Genomic DNA, 20,431 nt, shown 5'->3' on the forward strand with positions numbered 1-20,431 from the left:
CCGATGCGGCCGCTCTCGAACCCCGTCTGCCGCTCGCGCCGCAGGTTCTCGTCAATCGCTCTCGCACCACAGCTCAGGAGTCGCCCGCGTGACTGTTCTTCCTCTCTCCGAACTGTTGTCCATTGCTCGGCCCGGGGGGCTGGCGGCTTTCAATGTGATTGCGCTGGAGCATGCGGAGGCTATTGCTGATGCGGCGCAGGCGGCGGATCGGCCTGCGGTGTTGCAGATTTCGGAGAATACCGTGCGGTATCACGGGGGGTTGAAGGCTATCGGTCGGGCTTGTCTGGAGGTGGCGAAGGAGAGTCCTGCGGCGTTGGCGGTGCATCTCGACCATGCCACTTCGCATGAATTGGTCAGGGAGGCGGTCGAGGTCGGGATTCGGTCGGTGATGTATGACGGGTCGGCGCTCGATTACGCCGCGAATGTCGAAGCGACCGCGCGGATCGCGCGGTGGTGTCATGAGCGGGGTGTGCATGTCGAGGCGGAGCTCGGGGAGGTGGGCGGGAAGGACGGGGCGCATGCGGCGGGGGCGCGGACCGATCCGGATGAGGCGGTGGCCTTTGTTGCCGCTACCGGCGTCGATGCGCTGGCGGTGGCGGTCGGGTCATCGCATGCCATGCACAGCCGGGCTGCGCGGCTGGATGAGGAGTTGATCGGGCGGCTGGCGGCGAAAGTGCCGGTGCCGCTGGTGTTGCACGGCTCGTCGGGGGTGCCGGACGCCGGATTGCAGGCGGCCGTGCGGCAGGGCATGGCGAAGATCAATATCGCGACGCGGCTGAATATCGTGCTGGCGGAGGCGGTCCGGGTGGCGCTCGCCGCGGATCCGGAGCTGTCGGATCCGCGGCGCTACCTCGGTCCCGGGCGAACGGCGGTGCGGGCCGAAGTGGAGCATTTCCTGCGTTTGCTCACCAGCCCGCACACGCCGTAGTCCGTTCAGGCCGCGAGATACTCGCGCAGGGTGACCGGCGGGCGGCCCGTGAACTGCTCGATGGATTCGGTAACCCGGAACAGCTCGTGGCCGGATCCTATGGCGGCGAACATGGTCCACAGGTGGACCAGATGATCGACCGTGACTTCATCGCGGTAGATCGTCATCGCGCGGCGCGCCCATTCGTCGGGGTCGACATCGACATAGGGCACGCCGAACAGGTCCGCCGCCTCCCCGACCGTCATGATCTCGCCCGCCAGCCACAGCACCGGATCGACCGCGCCTTCGGTCCGCAACACACCGGACCCCACATCGGCGACATCGGAGCCGGCGATCAGCGGCAGGACGGTATCCGGCGAGCCGAGCGGCAAGGCGAGTTCCCCGCTGTCGCCGATGGCCACCCGCAGGTTCTCGAAGAACACCGCGGCCCGCAGATGCACCGCACCGATGCCGGCCCGATCGAGCGCCTGTTCGGCCACCCAGTGCCGCCGCATGTGCGGCGTCCCCGCGTTCGGGTCCGACCCGAGTTGCGAGACCGCCACCACCCGCTCCAGCCCCGCCTCGTGACCGGCAGCGGCGAAAACCGCTGCCGCGTCCAGCATTCCGGCGGTCACCGGATACGTGAAGTAGGCCCGGCGCACCCCCTGGACGGCAGGCTGCACCTGGGTGATCTCGCGCAGATCACCCAGCACGACCTCCGCGCCCAGATCCTTCAGTTCGGCGGCCCGCGCATCATCGCTGTGCACGAAGGCGCGTACCGGAAGCCCGGCGCGGAGCAGGTTCTCCGTCACCCGGCGGCCGGTCCCGCCCTGACTGCCGCCCGCCGCACCGGTGACGAGTATCGGTTCCATAGTCGTTCTCCTCACTGCTGTTTCGGCAGTTCGAGGGTGAATGCCCGCTGATCGGCGAGGGCCGCCAGGAACTCGGCGGCGTCGAAGGCCTCGGCGACGCTGGCCACCCCGGTCTTGGCCCCGCCCTCGGCGAGCCGCACGGCGGCCTCCACCGAAGCCAGAGCGGCGACCCGCCAGAGATCCCGTCCCCGCACCGACCCGGCCGCCGCCCCTTCCTTGCCGAGGACCTGTGCGGCGACGGTGAATTCGGAGTCCGCCCGCGCCTCCGCGTCTGCCCCTTCACTGCTGAATGCCTGCTCCTCCTCGAAGGTGCGAGCCGTCAACTGCGCCTCCACCGCCTGCGTCCGAGTATGCCGGGGCACGGTCACCGCCTCCGGGAACGGCACCGGCGCGATCATGCTGCGCGGCCCCACCGGCGGCGGGAACGCGAAGATCGCATTGCGCGGTTCCACGAATCCGAGCTGCAGCTTGCCCTCGGACCACCCGATGCGGTCGGTATCCGCGAACAGTAGTCGCGCGGACTCGACCGCCCCGTGCGTCATCATCCAATTGCTCACGGAGTAGGCGAGAGTGATCCGCTCGATGTCGGACACCCCACGGCCGACGGCCCCCGCGAGCAGATCACCCACCCCACCGTAGAAGCTGACGGACGGCAACATGGTGATCCCGGCGCGCTGCGCCGACTCCTGGAAGGTGTCGAACAGCCGCTTGACGGTATGCACTTCGACGGAATGATCGACGTAGTGGCTACCCCCTTCCACCGCGGCGACCGCCACCGGTTCGCATGTGGTGGCAAAAGGCCCAGCGCAGTGAATGAGCACGTCAGCGGCCGCGGCGACCGCGCGCAGCCCCACCGGATCGTCGAGGGCGGCGGGCATGGCCCGGCCCCGGCCGTCCGGTAATCGCCCGGCGAGTTCGGCGAGCGCGTCCGGATCCCGCCCGGACAGCACGACTTCCTTTCCGCGGGAAATCAGTTCGTCGGCAACCAGCCGGCCGGTGTGACCGGTGGCCCCGTAAATGGCGAATACGGTCATGAATATCAACTCCCGAATCGGGGTCGGGCGACAATGCACGCCCGCCCCTCAGGGTAGGAGCGACCACCGACAAACCCGTTGTATCCATAACGATCCGGCGGCTACGTGGTGAGTAGATGGATACGGAGCCGCTGAGCCGTACCGTAAACGGGAACTCCTCCGGCACAAGCCATCACGAGAGCCCGAGGAGCCCGAGGAGGACGACATGAAAGAGCCGATCTGCATCGACTGCTGGCGACGCGACCACCTCACCTTCGTGCAACGGCTGGATCCGGCCTACGTCAAGCCCGGTCCGGTGCACCGCTGCGCCATGCACAAGGCCTATTTCGAGGATCTGAACAAGGCCCCCGAAACCCGGCAGGAAGCCGCGTAACCTGGATATATTGCCCGATTCCGGGCGGGTGGTAGGGGATGATCATGGCCAAGATGTCCATCGACGAACTGCTCGATGTTTTCAAAGGTATGACGCTGCTGGAGCTTTCGGAATTCTGTAAAGCCTTCGAGCAGGAGTTCGGGGTGACCGCCGCCGCCCCGGTAGCGGTGCAGACCGTCCAGGACGCCGCGCCCGCGGCGGATGCGGCCGAGGAGCAGAGCGAATTCGATCTGATCTTGGAGTCCTATGGAGACAAGAAGATTCAGGTGATCAAGGCCATGCGCGAGGTCATTCCCGGCCTCGGCCTCAAGGAGGCCAAGGACCTCGTCGAGTCCGCGCCGACGCGCGTACTCGAACAGGTCGATCGTGGTGCGGCCGAAACCGCCCGCATCAAACTGGAGGCCGCGGGCGCGACCGCCGCTTTGAAGTGAACCACCTCGGAGTAACCGCTCAGTCCGTCTCGGTCCGCCGGCGCGCGGCGGTTTCCAGGTAGGCGCTCAACTCGGATTCGAGCACGCGGTCCAGCGCCTGGTCGAGGCTGTCCCGCACCGCGCGAATCCCCAGTTCCCGCAGGTGATTGAGCATCTTCGTGGTGTTCGCGATCTCGGCATCGGTGTCCGGCAGCCAGCCCGCACCGTGCTCGGCCACAATGTGGTCCTTGCCCGCCGTCACCATCAAGCGCGCGATATCCTCGAGCCGCCCGACCATGGCCTCGTGCAGATCGATCAGCCCGGGCAGCGCGAAACCGTAGTTGCTCAGCGCCGCGAAGGTCGCCAGCAGATCCGGCCGCGTGATCTCGGCCGTCTCACCGTGGATCCGGACCAGCCCGAGCTTCCCGAGCCGCTCCAGCTGGTACTCGTCCACCGGATGCCGCTCGTCGTCGCCGAGGAAGGTATCGATCAGCTCGACCGGAATCTCCACGGGCGCTTCGGGTTCGCCCCAGGTGGCGGTGACCGCCTGCTGCAGGCCCAGGATCTCGGTGAGATCCTTCCCCGTCTCCCAGCTGGTGATGAAGTCGGCGATGTGCGCGATGGTGAAGCCGCGCTGCAGCAGCGCGTCGATGATGCGCAGCCGGGCCAGATGGGATTCGTCGTAGAGCAGGGCGCGCCCGCTGCGCCGCGTCGGCGTGGGCAGCAGGCCGCGTTCCTGATAGGCCCGCACATTGCGGGTGGTGGTGCCGGCGGCCCGGGCGAGGTCGTCGATGCGGTAGTCCGCCACCTGAGTCGCACCCGCCCTTTCCGCTGCCGATTACCTGATGACGACAGTATCCCGGGTGGTCAGCTCGAAATCAGCCAGGTCGACCCCGGCCAGCTGGCGGGCGAATTGCGTCCCGAACCCCGGATACATGGTCGCGTTGAAACCATCCTCCGTGAGATACCAGCTGCGGCAGCCGGAATTCCAGGTGGTGGCGGCCAGCCGCCGCTGCAATCGCGCGTTGTAGCGATCCTGCCGCTCGCGGCGCGGTTCCAGCATGCGCAGGTCCCGGTCCAGGATGAGGCCGATGGCGTCGGTCAGATAGTCGATCTGCGCTTCCATGTAGACGAGCGCCGAATTGTGCCCGGGCCCCGAATTCGGCCCGAAGGTGAGGAACAGATTCGGGTAGCCGGCCACCGTGACGCTCTTGAACGCGTATGCGCCGCCGCGCCATTCGTCGGCCAGCACTCGCCCGTCGCGGCCGACCACCGGGATGGGCGTGCCCTGCTTGGAGATCTCGAACCCGGTCGCGAACACGATGCAGTCGGCGCGATGCTCGATGCCCTCGGCCGTGCGGATGCCCTCCGGGGAGAGCTCCGCGATCGGCCAGGTGACCAGCTTGCAGTTCTCCGCCTGCAGCGCCGGGTAGTAGTCATTGCTGATCAGCAACCGTTTACAACCCGCCCGGAAGTCCGGGGTGAGCTGGCGGCGCAGCCACGGATCCCGCACCTGACCGCGCAGATGAGCGAGGGCGACCTGCTCCACCACGCGTGTCAGCGGCGATTTCCAGACCACGCCGAGCGCCACCGACTCGTGTCCCCAGAACCAGGCCTCGCGCGCCAGCGACTGCGCGCCCGGCACCTGCCGGTACACCTGCTTGGTGAGCCCGTTGGTGCGGCGGTTCACCCGCGGCAGCACCCAGCCGGGCGTGCGCTGGAAGACCTTCACCGATCCGGCCTTGCGCACCAGTTCCGGAATGATCTGCACCGCACTGGCTCCGGTGCCGATCACGGCCACCTTCTTGCCGGTGAAGTCGTAGTCGTGATCCCAGCGCGCACTGTGGATCCGATGGCCTTCGTACCGGTCGAGGCCGGGAATGTTCGGGAAGCCGGGGTTGGCCAGCGGCCCGGAGGCGAGAACGACACTGCGCGCCTGCAGTTCCGGGCGTCCGTCGGCGAGGCGGATGGTCCACAGCCCGAGGGCCTCGTCGAACTCCAGCCCGGTCACGGTGTGCCCGAATCGGATATGCGGCCGGATGCCGAACCCGTCCACCATGCTGTCGATGTACCTGAGGATCTCCGCGCTGCCGGAGTAGGTGTGCGACCAGTCCGGATTGGGCGCGAAACTGTACGAGTACAACCGCGACGGAATATCGCAGGCGGCGCCGGGATAGGTGTTGTCCCGCCAGGTGCCGCCCACCCGCTCGTCCCGCTCCAGGATCACGAAATCGGTGATCCCCTTCTGCCGCAGGCGGATCGCGGTGCCGATGCCCGCGAAGCCCGCGCCGATGATCACCACATCCAGTGGCTTGCCCGGGGCGCTCATGCGACCGGCTCGTAGGTGAGTTCCTGCGACCAGGTCGGCTGCCCGGGCAGCAGGCGGTCGGGAATGCGGGCGGTCAGCTTCACCATGGCGTCGGCGAACAGGTGGTACGGGTGATCGCGATTGATGACCCACTCGCCGTGCATCTTCACGATCCGGTACATGGGCACCCGGTTGGCGATCGGATTGCGCTCACCGACCTGCTTGAACCGCTGCATGGCCGCGTACAGCTTCTCCTCGTTCACGCCCATCTCGACAATGTTGTCGCGCATCTTGTTCAGCAGCGGAACGTAACTGAGCACGCCGATCAGCAGGGACGGCTTGACCCAGCCGCCGATCAGGTCGGTGGCGAGCTTGCGCACACCGGCGTGGCCGAGCAGCTCCATGACCGCGTAATCGGTGGCCAGATGCCGGGATTCGTCATTGTTGATCTTCTTGAAGACCTCCTGCGCGACCGGGTCCTCGATCTCATCGGTGATGAACTTGATGAGCGCGCCGTCCAGCGCCACCTCGAGCATGGGGATGACGGTGCCCAGGAAGGACAGCGACATGCCGTCCGCGTACTTGTCCAGGAAGTCGATCACCAGCTTCACATTGATGTTCGGCTCCGGGATCTCGTCCCCGTCGAGCATTCCCCACCGGCGCATGAGCGCCAGCTCGGCATTGGCGTGCCGCTGCTCCTCGGCGTGGAAGTAGCGGTAGATCTCCGCCAGCGTCTGCGTCGGCGCCTTCTTGGCCATGGCCGCGAACCCGCGCGCCCCGACATTCTCGATCCACATGAGATCGGCCATGAAAGGCTTCAGCTTGGCATGCAGTTCAGGATCGATGAGCTCGGTTCCCGGTGCGTCCCAGTCGATATCGGCCAGCGCCCACTGCTTGGACTTGATCTTGGTCAGCATATTGTCGAAGTCGAAGGACATGTCAGACTCCTGTCTTCTCGATGGTCTTGCCAGCGCTCGCCGAATCCTCCTGCGGCAGGACGCGATTCAGGACGCCGAGAGCATGGGTGTAAAGGGCGGGGAAGTGCCGCTTGAGGTGCCACACCACCTGTGCGTCCAGCTGCGGCACCACATACAGCCGGCCGCGATCGTTGGCATCCAAGGTGGTGGCCGCGACCCGTTCCGGGGAGAACCCGGTCCAGCGCATGAGCTCCTCGGCCAGCCGCGACGAACCGGACGTGATCCGGCCGTCGGCAACCACATTCGTCTTCACGAAGGTCGGGCACAGCGCGGTCACCGCGACACCCGTACCGGACAACTCCGCCGCCATGGTCTCCGACAGCGAGACGACCGCCGCCTTCGACACGTTGTAGGCCGCCATGCCGGGCGCCGCCGCGAAGCCGGCCGCGGAAGCGACATTGATGATCCCGCCGCGCCCCGCCGCCCGCAGCTGCGGCGCGAAGATCTCGCAACCGTGCACCACGCCCCACAGGTTGATCCCGAGCGCCCACTCCCAGTCGGTGAACCCGATGTCCCCCACCGGTTTTCCGCCGATGCCGACACCGGCGTTATTGATCACCAGCGTGGGCGCGCCGTGGAAGACGAGCTCCGCGTGCAGCGCGAGACTCTCCACATCCTCGCGCCGGGAGACATCGCAGAAGACGGCATGCGCGGTGCGGCCGTACCGCTGCTCGATGGTGCGCACGGTGTCGTCGGCACGGTCCTTGTCGATATCGGCGCACAGCACCTCACCGCCGCGCGCGGCCAGCTCCAGCGCGAAGGCCCGGCCGATCCCGCTACCCGCGCCGGTGACAACGGCTTTGGCGCCGCGCGATCGGCGCGGTCCGCCCAGCGCCAGCGTCAGCTCGTCCAATGGCCACATGGTCAGCCCACCTGTTCCTGAATCGGGGAATTCGCCCGCGCCAGCGTGGAAGTCACGAAGGCCGCGGCATGGCGCAGCGCGGCGGCCGCCTCCGGGACGAGCAGCGGCAGGGCCTGGAAGACGTGAATCCGGCCGGGCCACAACTGGAGTTCGCACGGCGTCCCGGCCGCCTCGGCCATGGCGCGCAGGGTTTGCGCGTCATCGGCGAGCATCTCGCCGGCACTGGCCTGCACGAACAGTGGTGGCAGCACCGCACCGGCGGGAATCTGTAACCGCAGCCGGGGCGAATCGACCGGCTCGTTCGCCGTGTAGTGCTCGATCATGCGGCGGCCGACCCATGCGGGAGCCATGGGATCGGGCAGGATGCGATCCCGCCGCTCGGCCAGTGTCAGCGTGGGATCCAGCAGGGGCGAGAACATGAACGCACCCGCGGGCTGCGGTTCACCCGCCGCGCGGTTCTGCAGCAGCAGATCGAGAGTCAGATGACAGCCCGCGGAATCGCCGCCGATCACTACATTCCCGGCTCGATACCCGTGTGCCAGCAGCCAGCGATACCCGGCTGCCGCATCCTCGGCCGCGGCCGGGAAGGGGTGTTCGGGCGCGAGCCGGTAGTCGACGACGAACACCGGCAGCCCGGTCGCCTTCGACAGCCGGGAAGCCAGACCCCGATGCGTGCGGGCCGAACACACCACATATCCACTGCCGTGGATGTAATAGATGGCCTTGTCGCCATGTCGAACCCCGGCGGCGCGCACCCACTCGCCGTGCACGCCGCCCGAGTTCACCCGGCTGACGAAGGTCCCGGGCAAGGTCGGCCCGAAGGCCGCCATGATCCCGGCGATCAGTCCCCGCCCGGCCGCTATTCCGATCCGATTATTGGGTAAAACACCGTTGACCTGGCGCAATCCCAGCACCGACGCGGTGGCCGCAAGCTGCGTTCGCGCCGATGCCTTGTTCGGGACTGCCGTGGCGACCTGCCTCGAGAAGGTCGCCTTTGACCCGCTTCTCGTCATGCCACGTAGCATCACCGCTTAATGTGCCAGTTGTCAATGGCACATTTGTTATCAGCTAGAAAGACCTAGCGAGATTCTTTTCGCACACTCCAACCACCATCGACGACCAGGTTCGCGCCCGTGATGAAGGAAGCGTCGTCCGAAGCGAGGAAGGCTACTGCGGCGGCGACCTCTTCGGGGGCGCCGAGGCGGTCCAGAACTGTTGCGCGGGCTGATAATTCGCGGCCTTCGGCATCTACGTCATCCCATACCGGGGTGAGGATGGGTCCGGGGAGGACCGCATTGACGCGGACGCGGGACGGGCCGTATTCGACTGCCAGCTGGCGGACGAGGGCGGTCAGGCCACCCTTTGCCGCTGCATAAACCGGGTATCCGGGGAGGCCGAAGTTGGCGTGCACGCTGGAGATCGCGACGACATTGCCGCTTCGGGCGGTCAGATCCTCGATGAAGGCTCGGACGCCGAGGAACAACGGGGTCAGGTTGACGGCCAGGCCGTCATCCCACTGTCGGCGGGTGAGTTCGTGAGCCGGGATGATCTCCTGGTGAGAAGCGTTGCTGCACAAGAAGTCCAGTGGCCCGTACCGCTCGTTCACGTGCTCCCGCAACGAATTCCATGATTCTTCCGCCGACACGTCGCAGTGCCGGAATTCCGCGCGCCCGCCGGTCGCCCGGATCTTCGCGGCGATCTCCGCGCCGCCGGTGTCGTCAATATCGGCGATGACGACCGTCGCGCCCTCCGCGGCAAGGCGTTGCGCGGTGGCCGCGCCGATGCCGGAGGCGGCGCCGGTGACGACCGCGACCCTGTCTGCCAGACGAGTCATCGTCTTCCCTTTCGTGATCATCGCTGAAGGTCGGGACCGCTGCCCACCGGGCCGAACGCCACTTCCGGCGTTACCAGGCCACCCCTCATGACAGCCGCTCCCACGCGAGCGGCGCCCGGTCCGGTGGGTCAGCGGCCGTCTGCGGGCGCCGGTCCGATATCGGCGAAAGGCGTTGCCGGCAGGCCGGTTGCGCCGGGGGTGCAGGCGAACAAGCGGCCCGCGTCGGGTTCTCGCGCGGCGTCGCCCTCCGCGGCGGTGGTTATCACCAGAATGTCCAGGCCCGGACCGGCGAAGGTGCAGCTGGAGACCTGGGCGGGACCGACGGCGACGGCGGCCCGCGGTCGCCCGTCCGGGTGGAAGGCGCGGACCTCGCCCGCTCCCCAGACCGCTATCCAGACGCAGCCGTCGGCGTCCACGGTCAGGCCGTCGGGCTCGCCGTCGTCGAAGGCGGCGAATTTCCTTCTCGCACCGAGAGTTCCGGTTTCGAGGTCGTAGTCGATGGCGTCCACTTGGAAGGTCGCGCTGTCGGCGTAGTAGAGGGTGCGGCCGTCCGGGCTCCAGCCGAGACCGTTGGAGATGGTCACGCCGGTGAGCAAGGCGGTCAGGGCGCCGTCCGGGTCCAGGCGGTAGAGGGCCGCACTGCCGGCCACGCGATCCTCGGCCACGGTGCCCGCCAGCAGGCGGCCGCGCGGGTCGACCTTCGCATCGTTCAGGCGGGCGCCGGCCCGGGGCAGCGGCAGGGTTGCCAGCAGCGTGCGCGTGCCATCGTCCGCCACGCGGAAGATATTGTCGCCCAATGCCGCCAGGACTCCGCCCGATGCCGTCGGCAGGACCGCACTGAGCGGCGGATCCAGGGTGATCGTCGCCTGCTTCACCAGATCCGGCGGGTCACCGGCCAGGGCGGCCCGGTGGATCTGTCCGGCGCGGATATCGACCCACAGCAGTTCCGCCGTGCGCGAATCCCACACCGGCCCTTCACACAATCGCCCGGCCGGAGGTGCGCACACGTGTGCCCGCAGCATGTCCATGACTGCTCCCGCTCCCGATTACGTCGGTAGTCCGACGGCGCGTTCGCCGCTGCGCCGCTGCTGGATCACCACGGCGACCACCAGCAACGCGCCCTGCGCGACGTTCTGCCAGAACGTATTGACGCCGACCACGTTCAGGCCGTTGTCGAGCGCGCCGAGCAACAGCACCGCGAGCAGGGATCCGGCCACGGTTCCCTTGCCGCCCTTGAGCGCACAGCCACCGAGCGCGGCCGCGGTGATGGACTGCAATTCCAATCCCTCACTGCCCGAGACCGGCTGCCCGGATCCGGTGCGCGCGGTGAGAATGATGCCCGCCAGCGCGGCCACGACCGCCGACAGCACGTACACGGCGACCAGATACTTGTTGATATTGATGCCGGAAAGTCGTGCGGCAGTGTCGTTTCCACCGATGGCATAGATGTTGCGCCCGATATCGGTGTACTTCAGCAGCACGTGCACGCCCAGCGCCACCAGCGCGAGGATGACCACCGTCACCGGCAGCCCGAGAATCTTGCCGCGGGCCACGAAGATGAAGATGTCATTGTCGAGCACGAAGCCCTGCGCCTTGCCGCCCGAAATCAATTGGGCCAGGCCCTTGTACGCCGCCAGGCCGGCCAGCGTCGCGATCACCGGATTGACCCGCCCGTAGACGATGATCACGCCGTTGAGCAGTCCGAGCAGGATCCCCACGCCGACCGCGGCGAGCATGCCCAGCAGGGCATTACCGGAGGTCGCGGTGAAGGCCATGGCACTCACGACGGACGCGACACCGGCCTGCGAGCCCACCGAGACATCCAGCGCGCCACAGATGATCACCACCGTCTGCACCATGGACAACAGCCCGAAAACCGTGACCGCGTCACCGATTCCGGCGATATTGCGCGGATCCAGGAATCCACTGTTGAGCCACGCGAAGATCGCGACGATGACGGCGAGCGCGCCGATCAGGCTGAGATTGGTGGTGCCGATGAAGCGGAGTACGCGGCGCGGAGTCAGGGACGTCACGCCGCCGAGCAATCGGGAGAACATCGGCTGCGGCGCGGACATCGCAGGCTCCGTGGGTAATTCGAGTTTCTGATCGGTCATGGGATTCCTCAGGATGTCGCTGTCAGATCGGACGCCATGGCCAGCGCGAGAATGGCCTCCTCGCCGGCCTCGGCGCGGTCCAGTTCGCCGGTGACCCGGCCCTGCTGCATGACCACGATCCGGTCGGCCAGGCCGAGCACCTCGGGCAGTTCCGAGGAGATGACCAGCACGGCCACGCCGGTCTCGGCCAGATCCTCGATGATGTGGTAGATCTCGGCCTTCGCACCCACGTCGACGCCGCGGGTGGGCTCGTCCAGGATCAGCACCTTGGGTTTGCGGGCCAGCCAGCGGGCCAGCACCACCTTCTGCTGATTACCGCCGGAGAGCTTGCGCACCTCCTGATCGAGCGAGGGCGTGCGGATGCGCAGCGCCTCCACGTACTCGGCGGCCAGCTGCCGTTCCGCGCCGCGGCGCACGAAACGCCAGCGCCGCAGGCGATCCAGCACCGCGAGGGTGATGTTGTCGCGCACGCCGCGCTGCAGGAGCAGGGCCTGCGCCTTGCGTTCCTCGGGCGCGTAACCCATGCCGGCTCGTACCGCGTCGCGCGGCTGCCGCAGGCGCACCCGCCGGCCGTCCACGCGCACTTCACCGGATCGGATGGGCAGGTCACCGAACAGCGCGCCCGCCAGTTCGGAGCGGCCCGCGCCGACCAGCCCGGCCAGCGCGACCACCTCCCCCGCGTGCACGGTCAGGCTGACGTCGCGGACATCGTCGGTGGTGACGGCGTCCACTTCGAGCAGTACCCGGCCGCGTTCGGCTCGCTTGCGCGCGAACATGGCCGACAGATCGCGGCCGACCATCATGCGCACGATCTCCTGATCATCGGTGTCGCCGGTATCGCGCACGCCGACCAGTGCGCCGTCACGCAGTACCGCGACCCGGTCGGCGACCTGGAAGATCTCCCGCATCCGGTGCGATACGTAGATGACCGCGAGTCCGCGCTCCCGCAGCCGGCCGATGAGCGCGAACAGCGATTCGGTCTCGTGCTCGGACAGCGAGGAGGTCGGCTCGTCGAAGGCGATGACCTTCGCGTCCGTGGTCAGCGCCCGCATGATCTCGACCATCTGCCGTTGCGCCGCAGTGAGTTTCGAGCCGAGCATGTCGGGATCGAGATCCCGGTCGAAACCGAGGCGGGTGAGGTCGGCGCGCATGCGGGTGCGCAGGGCCGTCCGGTCGAGCATGCGGCCCGCGCGGCGCGGCAGCGAACCCAGGTAGACGTTCTCGGCGACCGAGACGTGCGGGACGATCTCCGGTTCCTGCCCGATCACCCGGATGCCCGCGGCGCGGGCATCCTTCGGCGTCGCGAATTCCAGTGTCACACCGTCGAGTTCGATCGTCCCGGCGTCTGGAATATGGTCGCCGCCGAGGATTCTGATGAGCGTGGATTTGCCCGCGCCGTTCTCACCCATCAGCGCGGTCACCATGCCCGCGGGGAAGTCCAGGCTCACCTCGCGCAGCGCCGGCACGCCGGCGAAACTCTTGGCGAGCCCGGACACCCGCAGTCCGGTCAGCTGCATGTCATGCCCGACTGCTGCCAGTTGCTCGCATCCACCATCTTGGTCGGCGCGAATACCTCGGCGGGCATGGCCTTTCCGTTCTTCAGGTAGTCGTACATGGTCTGCACGGCGAGGGAGCCGACGTCCTGGCCGTTGATCCACAGCGCCGCCTTGAAACCGGTCGGCTTGCCGCCGCGCCATTCCTTGCAGGCGAGGTAGGCGCCGAGGCCGACGCCGATCACATTGTCGGCGGAGTAGCCGGCGTTCTGGATGGCCGCGACGCCGCCGCTGACGTTCTCGTCATTGCAGCCCATGACAACCCAGTGCTTGACCGAGCGATTGCCGGCGACGGTCGCGGAGATCTTGTTCTGCGCGTCCGAGGGGGTGTTGTCGGTGCCGACCTCGATGGTCTTCACATCCGCGCCGGACGCGGTCTTGAACGCCGTCTCATTGGCCTTGACCCGGTCGGTGCAGACGGTGACGTCCTGCTGCCAGGCGTCCACGATGGCGGTGTCCTCCGGCTTCCAGCCCGCCTGCTTGAAGAGCTGGCCCGCGCTGGTGCCGACCTGTTCGCCCATCTGCTGGCCGCTGAATCCGACTCGGGGAACGAGGTTTTCCTTGCTGCACTTCGAGGGGTCGGGGCCGTTGGTGCAGACCTGATCGTCGGAGGTGAGGAAGGCGAGGCCGCCGGCCTTGGCGAGCTGCACCACCTGCGGGCCGACCGACGGGTCCGGGACGACCGCGATGACGCCGTTCGCCTTCTGGTTCACCGCGTTCTGCACTTCGGTGACGGCCTTGTTGGCGTCATTGCCGAGGTCCACCACCTTCAGGTCGACGCCGAGCGCCTTGGCCTTGGCCTTGGCGCCGTCGGCCTCGTCGATGAAGTACTCCTGGTCGCCCTGTTTCTGGGCGTAGACGAGGCTGATCGACCCCGTGGTGTGCTGAGGCGCGCTGGCCGGCGAACCGGAGTCCTTGCCCGATGAGCAGGCGGTCGCGGCCAGGATGAGCGAGGCGCCGCAGACTATCGCGCTGGTCCATCGGCGTCGGTGGGTCCAGGACATGAGGACTCCTAGGTGATCTGCCACACAGTTGGGCATCCGTCGTGATGCCGGTTACAGTAGGACTTCTGATAACTGTTGTAAATACTGTTCGAAGAAGTCATCGATCAGGCCGTCCGGTATCTTTTCCGGGCGCAACGGAAGGAGAGTGGGCCCGGCCGTGTACCAGCTGACCGCGCGGGACATCAGGCGCCGCAACAGGTTCACCGTGCTGCAGGCGGTGTACGCCGCCGAGGGCCACACCAGTCGGCAGCAGATCGCACAGGCCACCGGCCTGTCCTTCGCCACCGTCGGCAATATGATCGCCGAACTCCTGGACGTCGGCGTCCTCGCCGAACTCGGTTACGAGGCCGCCGGAATCGGGCGGCCACGCGCCCAGCTCGCCGTGAATCCCGACCGCGGCTTGCTGATCGGCGTCGATATCGCCGAAACCAGCATTCACTTCGACGTTTTCGACCTGGCCATGACGGTGCTGCGGTCCGCCGAGATCCCCGTCGATCCGGGCGCCACCACACCCGCCGATATCGCGGATCTCATCGTGCGCGGGATCGGCGAGGTGACCGGGGAGGACTCCGGCAAGGTGCTCGGCGTCGGGCTGAGCGTGCCGGGGCTGGTGGAACCCGAACAGGGGATCTCGGTGTTCTCGCCCTACTGGCATTGGCATGACGTACCGCTCAAGGCGCTGCTGGAACCGCGGCTGCCGTACCCGCTCTACCTCGACAATCCACTCAAAACCAGTACGGCGGCGCATCTCTGGTTCGGCGCGGGGCGCGATGTGGACGACCTCATCGTGATCACGCTGCGGGCCGGGGTCGGGATCGGCGTGGTCATCGACGGGATGCTCTACCGGGGTGTCACCAACAGCGCGGGCGAATGGGGGCACACCACGCTCGTGCCCGACGGACGCGCCTGCTCCTGCGGGCGCAACGGCTGCGTCGAGGCATATGTGAGCGCGCCGGGAATCGTTGCGACACTGCGTGACATCGATCCGGCCAGCCCGTTGCTCGCCGGGGACGATGCCACCGTCATCCGGGCCATAGCGATCGCGGCCGGACAGGCAGACGCGGCCGCTGTTTCGGAGCACACCGCGGCGCTCGAGGTCATCGAGCAGACCGGCCACTATCTCGGTGTGGCCGTGGCCAATCTGGTGAATCTGTTCAATCCGCGGCGCATGGTGTTCACCGATCTGGTGGCGCGGCAACTGGGCGAACCACTGCTGGAGGCCACGCGGCGGTCGGCCGAACGGCATGCCATGTCGGACCCGTTCGCGGCGGTGACGCTGCAACTGTGCGGTCTGCCGCACAATCCGGCCAGCCTCGGCGCCGCCACCTTCGCGCTCGAGGGATTCCTCGCCGACAGAGAGCGATTCGGATCGGTGGCGGCCCGGCGCGCCCTGCGGGCCTCCTCCACCTGACGGCTAGCGGCGTTCGCCAAGGTGATCGACGGCGGCGATCATCCGGCGGGTGAGGTCCTCCGGGTCCGCGCCGCCGAGTTCCGAACCCACCAGTGCGCCTTCGTGCCACAGCGTGGCGAAGCCGTGCACCAGGGACCATGCGGCCAGCTGCACGGCCGGGTTGTCGGCGGCGGGGATATCCAATTCGGCTACACCGCCACGCAATTCAGCACTGGAGCCTTCCCGCGCGGCGATCAGGCGCGGATCGTCGACGGCAAGCAGGTCCCGGCGGAACATGACATCGAAGTGGCCCGGATAGCGCCGGGCGAAACGGGTGTAGGCCACGGCCATCTCACGGAAATTGTCTGCCGCCGAGTGTAATTCGGCGGCGAGCAGGCCGTAGCCTTCGATGGCGAGTTCGGTGAGCAGGCCCTGGCGGTTGCCGAAATGGTGGGCGGGCGCGGCGTGCGAGACGCCGGCGCGCTGAGCCAGGGCGCGCAGGGAGATCGAATCGACTCCCTCGGAAGCTACTTGTTCGGCCGCCGCCTGCAACAGCGTGGCCTTCAGATCGCCGTGGTGGTACGCGCTCTTGGGCATCGTCCGATCATCGACCACAATCTAGTCATTGACAAGTTCTGCAGGTCAGCCTAATCTAGCCAGTGTCAAGATTCGCTGGATGCTTCAGGAGCAACCCATGGCACCGCTCATCGTTCTGTTCGCCGTCACCGGTGTCACCCGCTTCGTCGGCTGGCTCGGCTTCACCGCATGGCTCGACTCCTGGCCGCACACCGTCCGGCTCGGGCTCGCCGCCATGTTCGCGCTCACCGCCAGCGCCCACTTCCTGCCGCCGCGCCGCGACGCCCTCATCGCCATGGTGCCGCCGCGGCTGCCCACCCCCGCCCGATTCGTGACGCTGACCGGAGTGCTCGAATCGGCCGGCGCCATCGGGCTGCTGATCCCGATCTTCGCACCGGCCGCGGCCATCTGCCTGGCGGTACTGATGGTGGTGATGTTCCCAGCCAATGTGCGGGCCGCCCACAGCGGGGAGGGCCTGCACACCATGCCGCTCCCCCTGCGCACGCTGGTCCAGATCCTCTTCATCGGAGCGTGCGTGCTCGCCGCCTTCTGATACGGCACCGGACCCGATGGCCGCGAACCGCTTTCAGCGCTTCGCGGCCATCTTGTCGCGCATGCGGTTGAGCGTGAGCCGCCACAATGCGGTCGCCACATCGAGCGGCACGCGGGGGTTCGCGGCCTCCTTGGCCACCGCGATGCGGGCCCGGCGCATCAGCTCCGGCGAGGCCTTGTCCGGATGGCCGGTGTCGAACGGCGGGCGCGGGTCGTATTCGATGGCCAGCTGGGTCAATTGCGCCACCTCGACACCCGCGATCTCGCCCATCAGCCACAGGCCCAGGTCGATGCCCGCGGAAACTCCTGCGGCGGTGACGATCTTGCCGCTCTGCACGATGCGATCGTGCGGACGGGACTCCACACCGAACGCGGCCAGCCCCGGCTGCGCCGACCAGTGCGTGGTGGCGGGATGGCCGCGCAGAATATCGGCCGCGGCCAGCACCAGTGCGCCGGAGCAGACGGAGGTGGTCCACTGCGTCTGCTGGTGCACCGCGCGCAGCCATTCGATGAGTTCCTTGTTCGCCATCGCCGCGGTCGTCGAGGAGCCGGATCCCGGGACCAGCACCAGATCCGGGGCGGGCGTCTCGGCGAAGGTGTGCGTCGCGCCGAGCGCCAGCACGCCGCTGTCCGACACGATCGGGCCGACCTCGTTGGAGACGAAACGTAATTCGCTGTCCGGGAGGTTCCGCAGCACCTCGTAGGGACCGATGGCATCGAGCACGGTCAAGCCCGGGTACAGCACGATGGCCGTCTGGAATGTCATGGCGCACTCTCTCTTTCAGAACTTCGTGAACCGGGCGCGATACTCGCCCGGCGCTATGCCCAAGTGGCGATGGAAAATTCGATACAAGGTCTCCGGGCAACCCAGGCCGACCGCCGCGGCGACGCGATCCAGGGGTTGATCCGTTGTCTCCAAAAGCCTTCGCGCCGCCGTGATCCGCACCTGCTCGACATATCGGGCGGGCGTGGTGCCGGTCTCGTCGGCGAACACCCGGGAGAAATGGCGGGTACTCATGCCCACCTGCCCGGCCAGGCCCGCCAGAGACAGGTCCCCGGCCAGGTTCTCCTCCAGCCAGACCTGCAGCTCCCGAAGCGAATTCCGCTTGGGCGGGGCGGCGGCCATAGGTGCGCTGAACTGGCTCTGCCCACCCGGCCGATGCAGATAGACGACCATCCAGCGCGCCACTTCCCGGGCCACGCCGGGTCCGTAATCGGCGGCCACGATGGCCAGTGCCAGATCGATGCCGGCGGTGACGCCCGCCGAGGTCCAGACGGTGCCGTCCTGCACGTAGATCCGGTCGGGCTCGACCTTGACCTCCGGGAACTCGCTGGCCAGCAGCTCCCCGCCGAACCAATGCGTCGTGGCCCGCCGCCCGTTCAGCAATCCGGCCCGGGCCAGCAGAAATGTCCCCGAACACACGGATCCCACCCGCTCGGCACAGGCCGCGGCCGTGCGTAAGCCGGCCACCAAGCCGGGATCACTGCTCGCGGCCCAGGCACTCCACCCGCCGACGACCAGGAGCGTATCCACCGGTTCCCGCCACTCGGAAAGGTCGTGCGGCGCCTGCACTTCCACCCCGCACGACGACCGCACCGCCCCCGCCGGCACCGACGCGAGTTCCACCCGATACCCGTCGTCCCCGCACGCCAGCGCCGCACCCGAGAACACATCGGAGGGCCCGGCCAGATCCAGCAGCTGAAAACCGTCGAACACGACCATGAGCACCACCCGCATGCCCTCAGCCTGCTGCCACCCACCCTTGGCGTCAACGACACAACTATTGCAATTCGAGCCATCCAGCCCACCCACTCACCGCCCATCCACAGCTGGTTGCCAGCTGTGACCGGCCGTTCTCACAGCGACCCACGCTAATTTCCACCCGATCCCGCCCCCGGGACCGCTTCGAAAAAAGGGTGACCGCCGTGCTCAAACCTCTTCTGGCCCTGGCTTCCCTCGGCATGGCCGCAACCGCCCTCACCGCAGGCGCCGCCACCGCCGCCGGCCTCTTCACCCCCGGCACCCGCCAACCCGGCACCGACTACAACGACTACTGCTCCGGCGACCTCCTCCAACCAGGCGTCCACGACACCTTCGAAGCAGTAACCGAAGGCGGTGGCACCTACTGGAAATCAGTGGGCCCCATCACCCAATGGACCTTCGACCAAGGCACCACCTGGCCCACCACCTCCACCCGAGACGACACCTTCTGCCACAACGGCGACCTCACCTGACCCCCAGCCGATTACACCCCCGAGTACTCGACGGCATCCTCCTCCGCCGCTTGGCCCACGGCGGGCGCATGCTCACCATCCGCATTGACCTCGACGCGGAACTCTAACTGCGGGCGAGGGTTTCGCCTGGGAGTTGGGAGGCGTAGATGGTTTGGTGGATGGGGGTGGGGATGGAGGCGGCGCGGCCGAAGCGGAGGACTGCGCCGTTTTGGTAGGCGAGTTCGGAGGGGCGGGCGGCGGCCAGGTCTCGTTGCATGGATGAGGTGGTGTCGGGGCTGAAGGATTCGTAGACCTTCATCATTCTGTCTACGTCGTCCGTGGTGAGGGCTATGCCGCGGGCTTGGGCGACTTCCAGCACTTCGTGCATGGCCGCGCGGACCAGGGCGGCGGTTTCCGGTTCGGCGCGGGTGATTCCGACCGGCTGGCGGGAGAGGGCGCCTACACCTCCGTAGGAGGCGATGAGCATGAGTTTGCGCCAGAGGGTGGCCTGGATGTCGGCGGAGCGGGTTACGCCGATGCCTGCGGCCTCGAGGGCCGTCGCGACGGTGGTGAAGGCGGGGTTGAATTCGCCTGTCAGGGGGCCGATTTCGACGGTGGCGTCGGCGCCCAGGCAGCGGACCTCCCAGGGGGCTACGCGCTGGGCGATTACCACGCAGGTGCAGCCTAGGATGTGTTCCTCGCCGAGGACTGCGGACAGGTCGGAGGCGGCTTCTACGCCGTTCTGCAAAGGGAGCACGACGGTTTCGGGGCCCACCGCGGGGAGTAGAGCTGTTGCTGCTTCCGCGACTTGCCAGGCTTTGACTGCGACGATCACCAAATCAGCCGGGTCCGGATCGACTGTGGTTACCGCTCGGATGCCGCGGATGTCTACGTCTTCGCCGCCGCGGGTCAGGCGGAGGGGGTGTTGGGCTGCGGCGACGGTTGCGGGGCGGCCTATTACGGTTACCTGGTGGCCTGCGCGGGCGAGTACCGCTGCGAAGTAGAGGCCCATGCCGCCTGCGCCGAAAACCGTCACCTTCACGATGCCATACCTCCAAGATCGGGAGAGTCATCCCATCATAGGCTCGATGGCGATTCCCGCACGGGCAGAGCGTTTCTCGCCCCATTCGTAGAGGGCGGTGAGGACCGGGACCAGGCTCCAGCCCTCGTCGGTGAGATCGTATTCGACCTGCGGCGGGACGGTGTCGAACACTGTGCGGCGGACCAGGCCGTCGGCTTCCAGGTCGCGGAGTTGCTGGATGAGCATCTTCTCGCTGGTGCCGGCCATGAGGCGGCGGAGTTCGCCGTAGCGGTGGACGCCCTCCTTGAGGTGGGCGAGGATCACGGGTTTCCATTTGCCGCCGATCAGTTCGACGGTCACCTCGACCGGGCAGTAGTAGCGCTTGTCGGGCATGCCGGCCTCCCGGGGGTACTTACCGAAAAGTGCGTTC

23 protein-coding genes are annotated in these 20,431 nt (G+C 67.5%); 6 read left to right on the plus strand and 17 right to left on the minus strand.

Annotated elements, in window-relative coordinates:
- Positions 1-88 precede the first annotated feature (88 nt).
- A complete protein-coding gene (locus ACH438_RS29565; RefSeq protein WP_397011034.1) occupies positions 89-928 on the plus strand; it encodes a class II fructose-bisphosphate aldolase in 840 nt (279 codons plus the stop codon).
- Between the two features lie 5 nt (positions 929-933).
- Here the strand turns inward: ACH438_RS29565 and ACH438_RS29570 are convergent, their stop codons facing one another.
- Positions 934-1,779: an NAD(P)H-binding protein gene (locus ACH438_RS29570; RefSeq protein ID WP_397011036.1), complete on the minus strand. Its 846-nt coding sequence runs from the start codon at positions 1,777-1,779 to the stop codon at positions 934-936.
- Positions 1,780-1,790: 11 nt separating this feature from the next.
- Positions 1,791-2,813 (minus strand): saccharopine dehydrogenase NADP-binding domain-containing protein, encoded by a 1,023-nt coding sequence (locus ACH438_RS29575; RefSeq protein ID WP_397011038.1) that lies wholly within the window; start codon positions 2,811-2,813, stop codon positions 1,791-1,793.
- A gap of 205 nt (positions 2,814-3,018) precedes the next feature.
- On the opposite strand from ACH438_RS29575, the gene ACH438_RS29580 reads away from it, so the two are divergent.
- Together ACH438_RS29580 and rplL are read left to right on the plus strand one after the other, a co-directional pair.
- Complete coding sequence (locus ACH438_RS29580; RefSeq protein WP_397011040.1) at positions 3,019-3,186, plus strand: hypothetical protein; 168 nt, start codon at positions 3,019-3,021, stop codon at positions 3,184-3,186.
- A 44-nt stretch (positions 3,187-3,230) separates the two neighbouring features.
- Positions 3,231-3,617 carry a 50S ribosomal protein L7/L12 gene (rplL, locus tag ACH438_RS29585; RefSeq protein ID WP_397011042.1) on the plus strand — a complete coding sequence of 129 codons (387 nt, stop codon included), beginning with the start codon at positions 3,231-3,233 and terminating at the stop codon, positions 3,615-3,617.
- Between the two features lie 19 nt (positions 3,618-3,636).
- On the opposite strand, the gene ACH438_RS29590 is transcribed toward rplL, so the two are convergent.
- From ACH438_RS29590 to ACH438_RS29635, 10 genes are all read right to left on the minus strand, one after another.
- Positions 3,637-4,404: a MerR family transcriptional regulator gene (locus ACH438_RS29590; RefSeq protein ID WP_397011044.1), complete on the minus strand. Its 768-nt coding sequence runs from the start codon at positions 4,402-4,404 to the stop codon at positions 3,637-3,639.
- A gap of 30 nt (positions 4,405-4,434) precedes the next feature.
- A complete protein-coding gene (locus tag ACH438_RS29595; protein ID WP_397011046.1) occupies positions 4,435-5,925 on the minus strand; it encodes a flavin-containing monooxygenase in 1,491 nt (496 codons plus the stop codon).
- Positions 5,922-6,842, minus strand: coding sequence for a ferritin-like domain-containing protein (locus ACH438_RS29600; RefSeq protein ID WP_397011048.1), 921 nt, complete (start codon positions 6,840-6,842; stop codon positions 5,922-5,924). Before ACH438_RS29600 ends, ACH438_RS29595 begins: the two co-directional genes overlap by 4 nt.
- Before the next feature lies 1 nt (position 6,843).
- Complete coding sequence (locus ACH438_RS29605; protein ID WP_397011050.1) at positions 6,844-7,743, minus strand: SDR family NAD(P)-dependent oxidoreductase; 900 nt, start codon at positions 7,741-7,743, stop codon at positions 6,844-6,846.
- A 2-nt stretch (positions 7,744-7,745) separates the two neighbouring features.
- Entirely contained in the window at positions 7,746-8,756 is a 1,011-nt protein-coding gene (locus tag ACH438_RS29610) for an alpha/beta hydrolase (RefSeq protein ID WP_397011052.1), read from the minus strand.
- Between the two features lie 65 nt (positions 8,757-8,821).
- Entirely contained in the window at positions 8,822-9,577 is a 756-nt protein-coding gene (locus ACH438_RS29615; protein WP_397011054.1) for an SDR family NAD(P)-dependent oxidoreductase, read from the minus strand.
- Positions 9,578-9,705: 128 nt separating this feature from the next.
- A complete protein-coding gene (locus tag ACH438_RS29620; protein ID WP_397011056.1) occupies positions 9,706-10,605 on the minus strand; it encodes an SMP-30/gluconolactonase/LRE family protein in 900 nt (299 codons plus the stop codon).
- An 18-nt stretch (positions 10,606-10,623) separates the two neighbouring features.
- Positions 10,624-11,691 (minus strand): ABC transporter permease, encoded by a 1,068-nt coding sequence (locus ACH438_RS29625; protein ID WP_397011058.1) that lies wholly within the window; start codon positions 11,689-11,691, stop codon positions 10,624-10,626.
- An 8-nt stretch (positions 11,692-11,699) separates the two neighbouring features.
- A complete protein-coding gene (locus ACH438_RS29630) occupies positions 11,700-13,208 on the minus strand; it encodes a sugar ABC transporter ATP-binding protein (protein WP_397011060.1) in 1,509 nt (502 codons plus the stop codon).
- Positions 13,199-14,248, minus strand: coding sequence for a substrate-binding domain-containing protein (locus tag ACH438_RS29635; protein WP_397011062.1), 1,050 nt, complete (start codon positions 14,246-14,248; stop codon positions 13,199-13,201). Before ACH438_RS29635 ends, ACH438_RS29630 begins: the two co-directional genes overlap by 10 nt.
- A gap of 157 nt (positions 14,249-14,405) precedes the next feature.
- Here ACH438_RS29635 and ACH438_RS29640 point away from each other — a divergent pair, with 157 nt between their 5' ends.
- Positions 14,406-15,659, plus strand: coding sequence for an ROK family protein (locus ACH438_RS29640; protein WP_397011064.1), 1,254 nt, complete (start codon positions 14,406-14,408; stop codon positions 15,657-15,659).
- Between the two features lie 3 nt (positions 15,660-15,662).
- On the opposite strand, the gene ACH438_RS29645 is transcribed toward ACH438_RS29640, so the two are convergent.
- Positions 15,663-16,235 carry a TetR/AcrR family transcriptional regulator gene (locus ACH438_RS29645; RefSeq protein ID WP_397011066.1) on the minus strand — a complete coding sequence of 191 codons (573 nt, stop codon included), beginning with the start codon at positions 16,233-16,235 and terminating at the stop codon, positions 15,663-15,665.
- Between the two features lie 97 nt (positions 16,236-16,332).
- Here ACH438_RS29645 and ACH438_RS29650 point away from each other — a divergent pair, with 97 nt between their 5' ends.
- The gene (locus ACH438_RS29650) at positions 16,333-16,767 is read left to right on the plus strand and encodes a DoxX family protein (RefSeq protein ID WP_397011068.1); all 435 of its coding nucleotides are present in this window, start codon (positions 16,333-16,335) and stop codon (positions 16,765-16,767) included.
- A 33-nt stretch (positions 16,768-16,800) separates the two neighbouring features.
- Here ACH438_RS29650 and ACH438_RS29655 read toward each other — a convergent pair whose 3' ends face one another.
- Both ACH438_RS29655 and ACH438_RS29660 read right to left on the minus strand, forming a co-directional pair.
- Positions 16,801-17,532 (minus strand): DJ-1/PfpI family protein, encoded by a 732-nt coding sequence (locus ACH438_RS29655; protein ID WP_397011070.1) that lies wholly within the window; start codon positions 17,530-17,532, stop codon positions 16,801-16,803.
- Positions 17,533-17,547: 15 nt separating this feature from the next.
- Positions 17,548-18,504 (minus strand): GlxA family transcriptional regulator, encoded by a 957-nt coding sequence (locus ACH438_RS29660; protein ID WP_397011072.1) that lies wholly within the window; start codon positions 18,502-18,504, stop codon positions 17,548-17,550.
- Positions 18,505-18,692: 188 nt separating this feature from the next.
- Here ACH438_RS29660 and ACH438_RS29665 point away from each other — a divergent pair, with 188 nt between their 5' ends.
- Positions 18,693-19,001, plus strand: coding sequence for a hypothetical protein (locus tag ACH438_RS29665; RefSeq protein WP_397011074.1), 309 nt, complete (start codon positions 18,693-18,695; stop codon positions 18,999-19,001).
- Between the two features lie 103 nt (positions 19,002-19,104).
- Here ACH438_RS29665 and ACH438_RS29670 read toward each other — a convergent pair whose 3' ends face one another.
- Positions 19,105-20,022 carry a ketopantoate reductase family protein gene (locus ACH438_RS29670; protein WP_397011076.1) on the minus strand — a complete coding sequence of 306 codons (918 nt, stop codon included), beginning with the start codon at positions 20,020-20,022 and terminating at the stop codon, positions 19,105-19,107.
- Between the two features lie 27 nt (positions 20,023-20,049).
- Positions 20,050-20,394, minus strand: a complete 345-nt coding sequence (locus ACH438_RS29675) for a winged helix-turn-helix transcriptional regulator (RefSeq protein WP_397011078.1) — start codon at positions 20,392-20,394, stop codon at positions 20,050-20,052.
- Positions 20,395-20,431 lie beyond the last annotated feature (37 nt).

Origin of the sequence: Nocardia sp. NPDC020380, assembly GCF_044386975.1 — a bacterium.
In the GTDB taxonomy this organism is placed as follows: Bacteria; Actinomycetota; Actinomycetes; order Mycobacteriales; family Mycobacteriaceae; genus Nocardia.

Coding starts and splice junctions, on each gene's coding strand:
- rplL (WP_397011042.1), top strand. CDS start 3,231: ATGGCCAAGATGTCCATCGACGAACTGCTCGATGTTTTCAAAGGTATG.
- ACH438_RS29635 (WP_397011062.1), bottom strand. CDS start 14,248: ATGTCCTGGACCCACCGACGCCGATGGACCAGCGCGATAGTCTGCGGC.
- ACH438_RS29645 (WP_397011066.1), bottom strand. CDS start 16,235: ATGCCCAAGAGCGCGTACCACCACGGCGATCTGAAGGCCACGCTGTTG.
- ACH438_RS29600 (WP_397011048.1), bottom strand. CDS start 6,842: ATGTCCTTCGACTTCGACAATATGCTGACCAAGATCAAGTCCAAGCAG.
- ACH438_RS29610 (WP_397011052.1), bottom strand. CDS start 8,756: ATGACGAGAAGCGGGTCAAAGGCGACCTTCTCGAGGCAGGTCGCCACG.
- ACH438_RS29625 (WP_397011058.1), bottom strand. CDS start 11,691: ATGACCGATCAGAAACTCGAATTACCCACGGAGCCTGCGATGTCCGCG.
- ACH438_RS29595 (WP_397011046.1), bottom strand. CDS start 5,925: ATGAGCGCCCCGGGCAAGCCACTGGATGTGGTGATCATCGGCGCGGGC.
- ACH438_RS29580 (WP_397011040.1), top strand. CDS start 3,019: ATGAAAGAGCCGATCTGCATCGACTGCTGGCGACGCGACCACCTCACC.
- ACH438_RS29630 (WP_397011060.1), bottom strand. CDS start 13,208: ATGCAGCTGACCGGACTGCGGGTGTCCGGGCTCGCCAAGAGTTTCGCC.
- ACH438_RS29620 (WP_397011056.1), bottom strand. CDS start 10,605: ATGGACATGCTGCGGGCACACGTGTGCGCACCTCCGGCCGGGCGATTG.
- ACH438_RS29655 (WP_397011070.1), bottom strand. CDS start 17,532: ATGACATTCCAGACGGCCATCGTGCTGTACCCGGGCTTGACCGTGCTC.
- ACH438_RS29605 (WP_397011050.1), bottom strand. CDS start 7,743: ATGTGGCCATTGGACGAGCTGACGCTGGCGCTGGGCGGACCGCGCCGA.
- ACH438_RS29650 (WP_397011068.1), top strand. CDS start 16,333: ATGGCACCGCTCATCGTTCTGTTCGCCGTCACCGGTGTCACCCGCTTC.
- ACH438_RS29615 (WP_397011054.1), bottom strand. CDS start 9,577: ATGACTCGTCTGGCAGACAGGGTCGCGGTCGTCACCGGCGCCGCCTCC.
- ACH438_RS29575 (WP_397011038.1), bottom strand. CDS start 2,813: ATGACCGTATTCGCCATTTACGGGGCCACCGGTCACACCGGCCGGCTG.
- ACH438_RS29660 (WP_397011072.1), bottom strand. CDS start 18,504: ATGCGGGTGGTGCTCATGGTCGTGTTCGACGGTTTTCAGCTGCTGGAT.
- ACH438_RS29570 (WP_397011036.1), bottom strand. CDS start 1,779: ATGGAACCGATACTCGTCACCGGTGCGGCGGGCGGCAGTCAGGGCGGG.
- ACH438_RS29675 (WP_397011078.1), bottom strand. CDS start 20,394: ATGCCCGACAAGCGCTACTACTGCCCGGTCGAGGTGACCGTCGAACTG.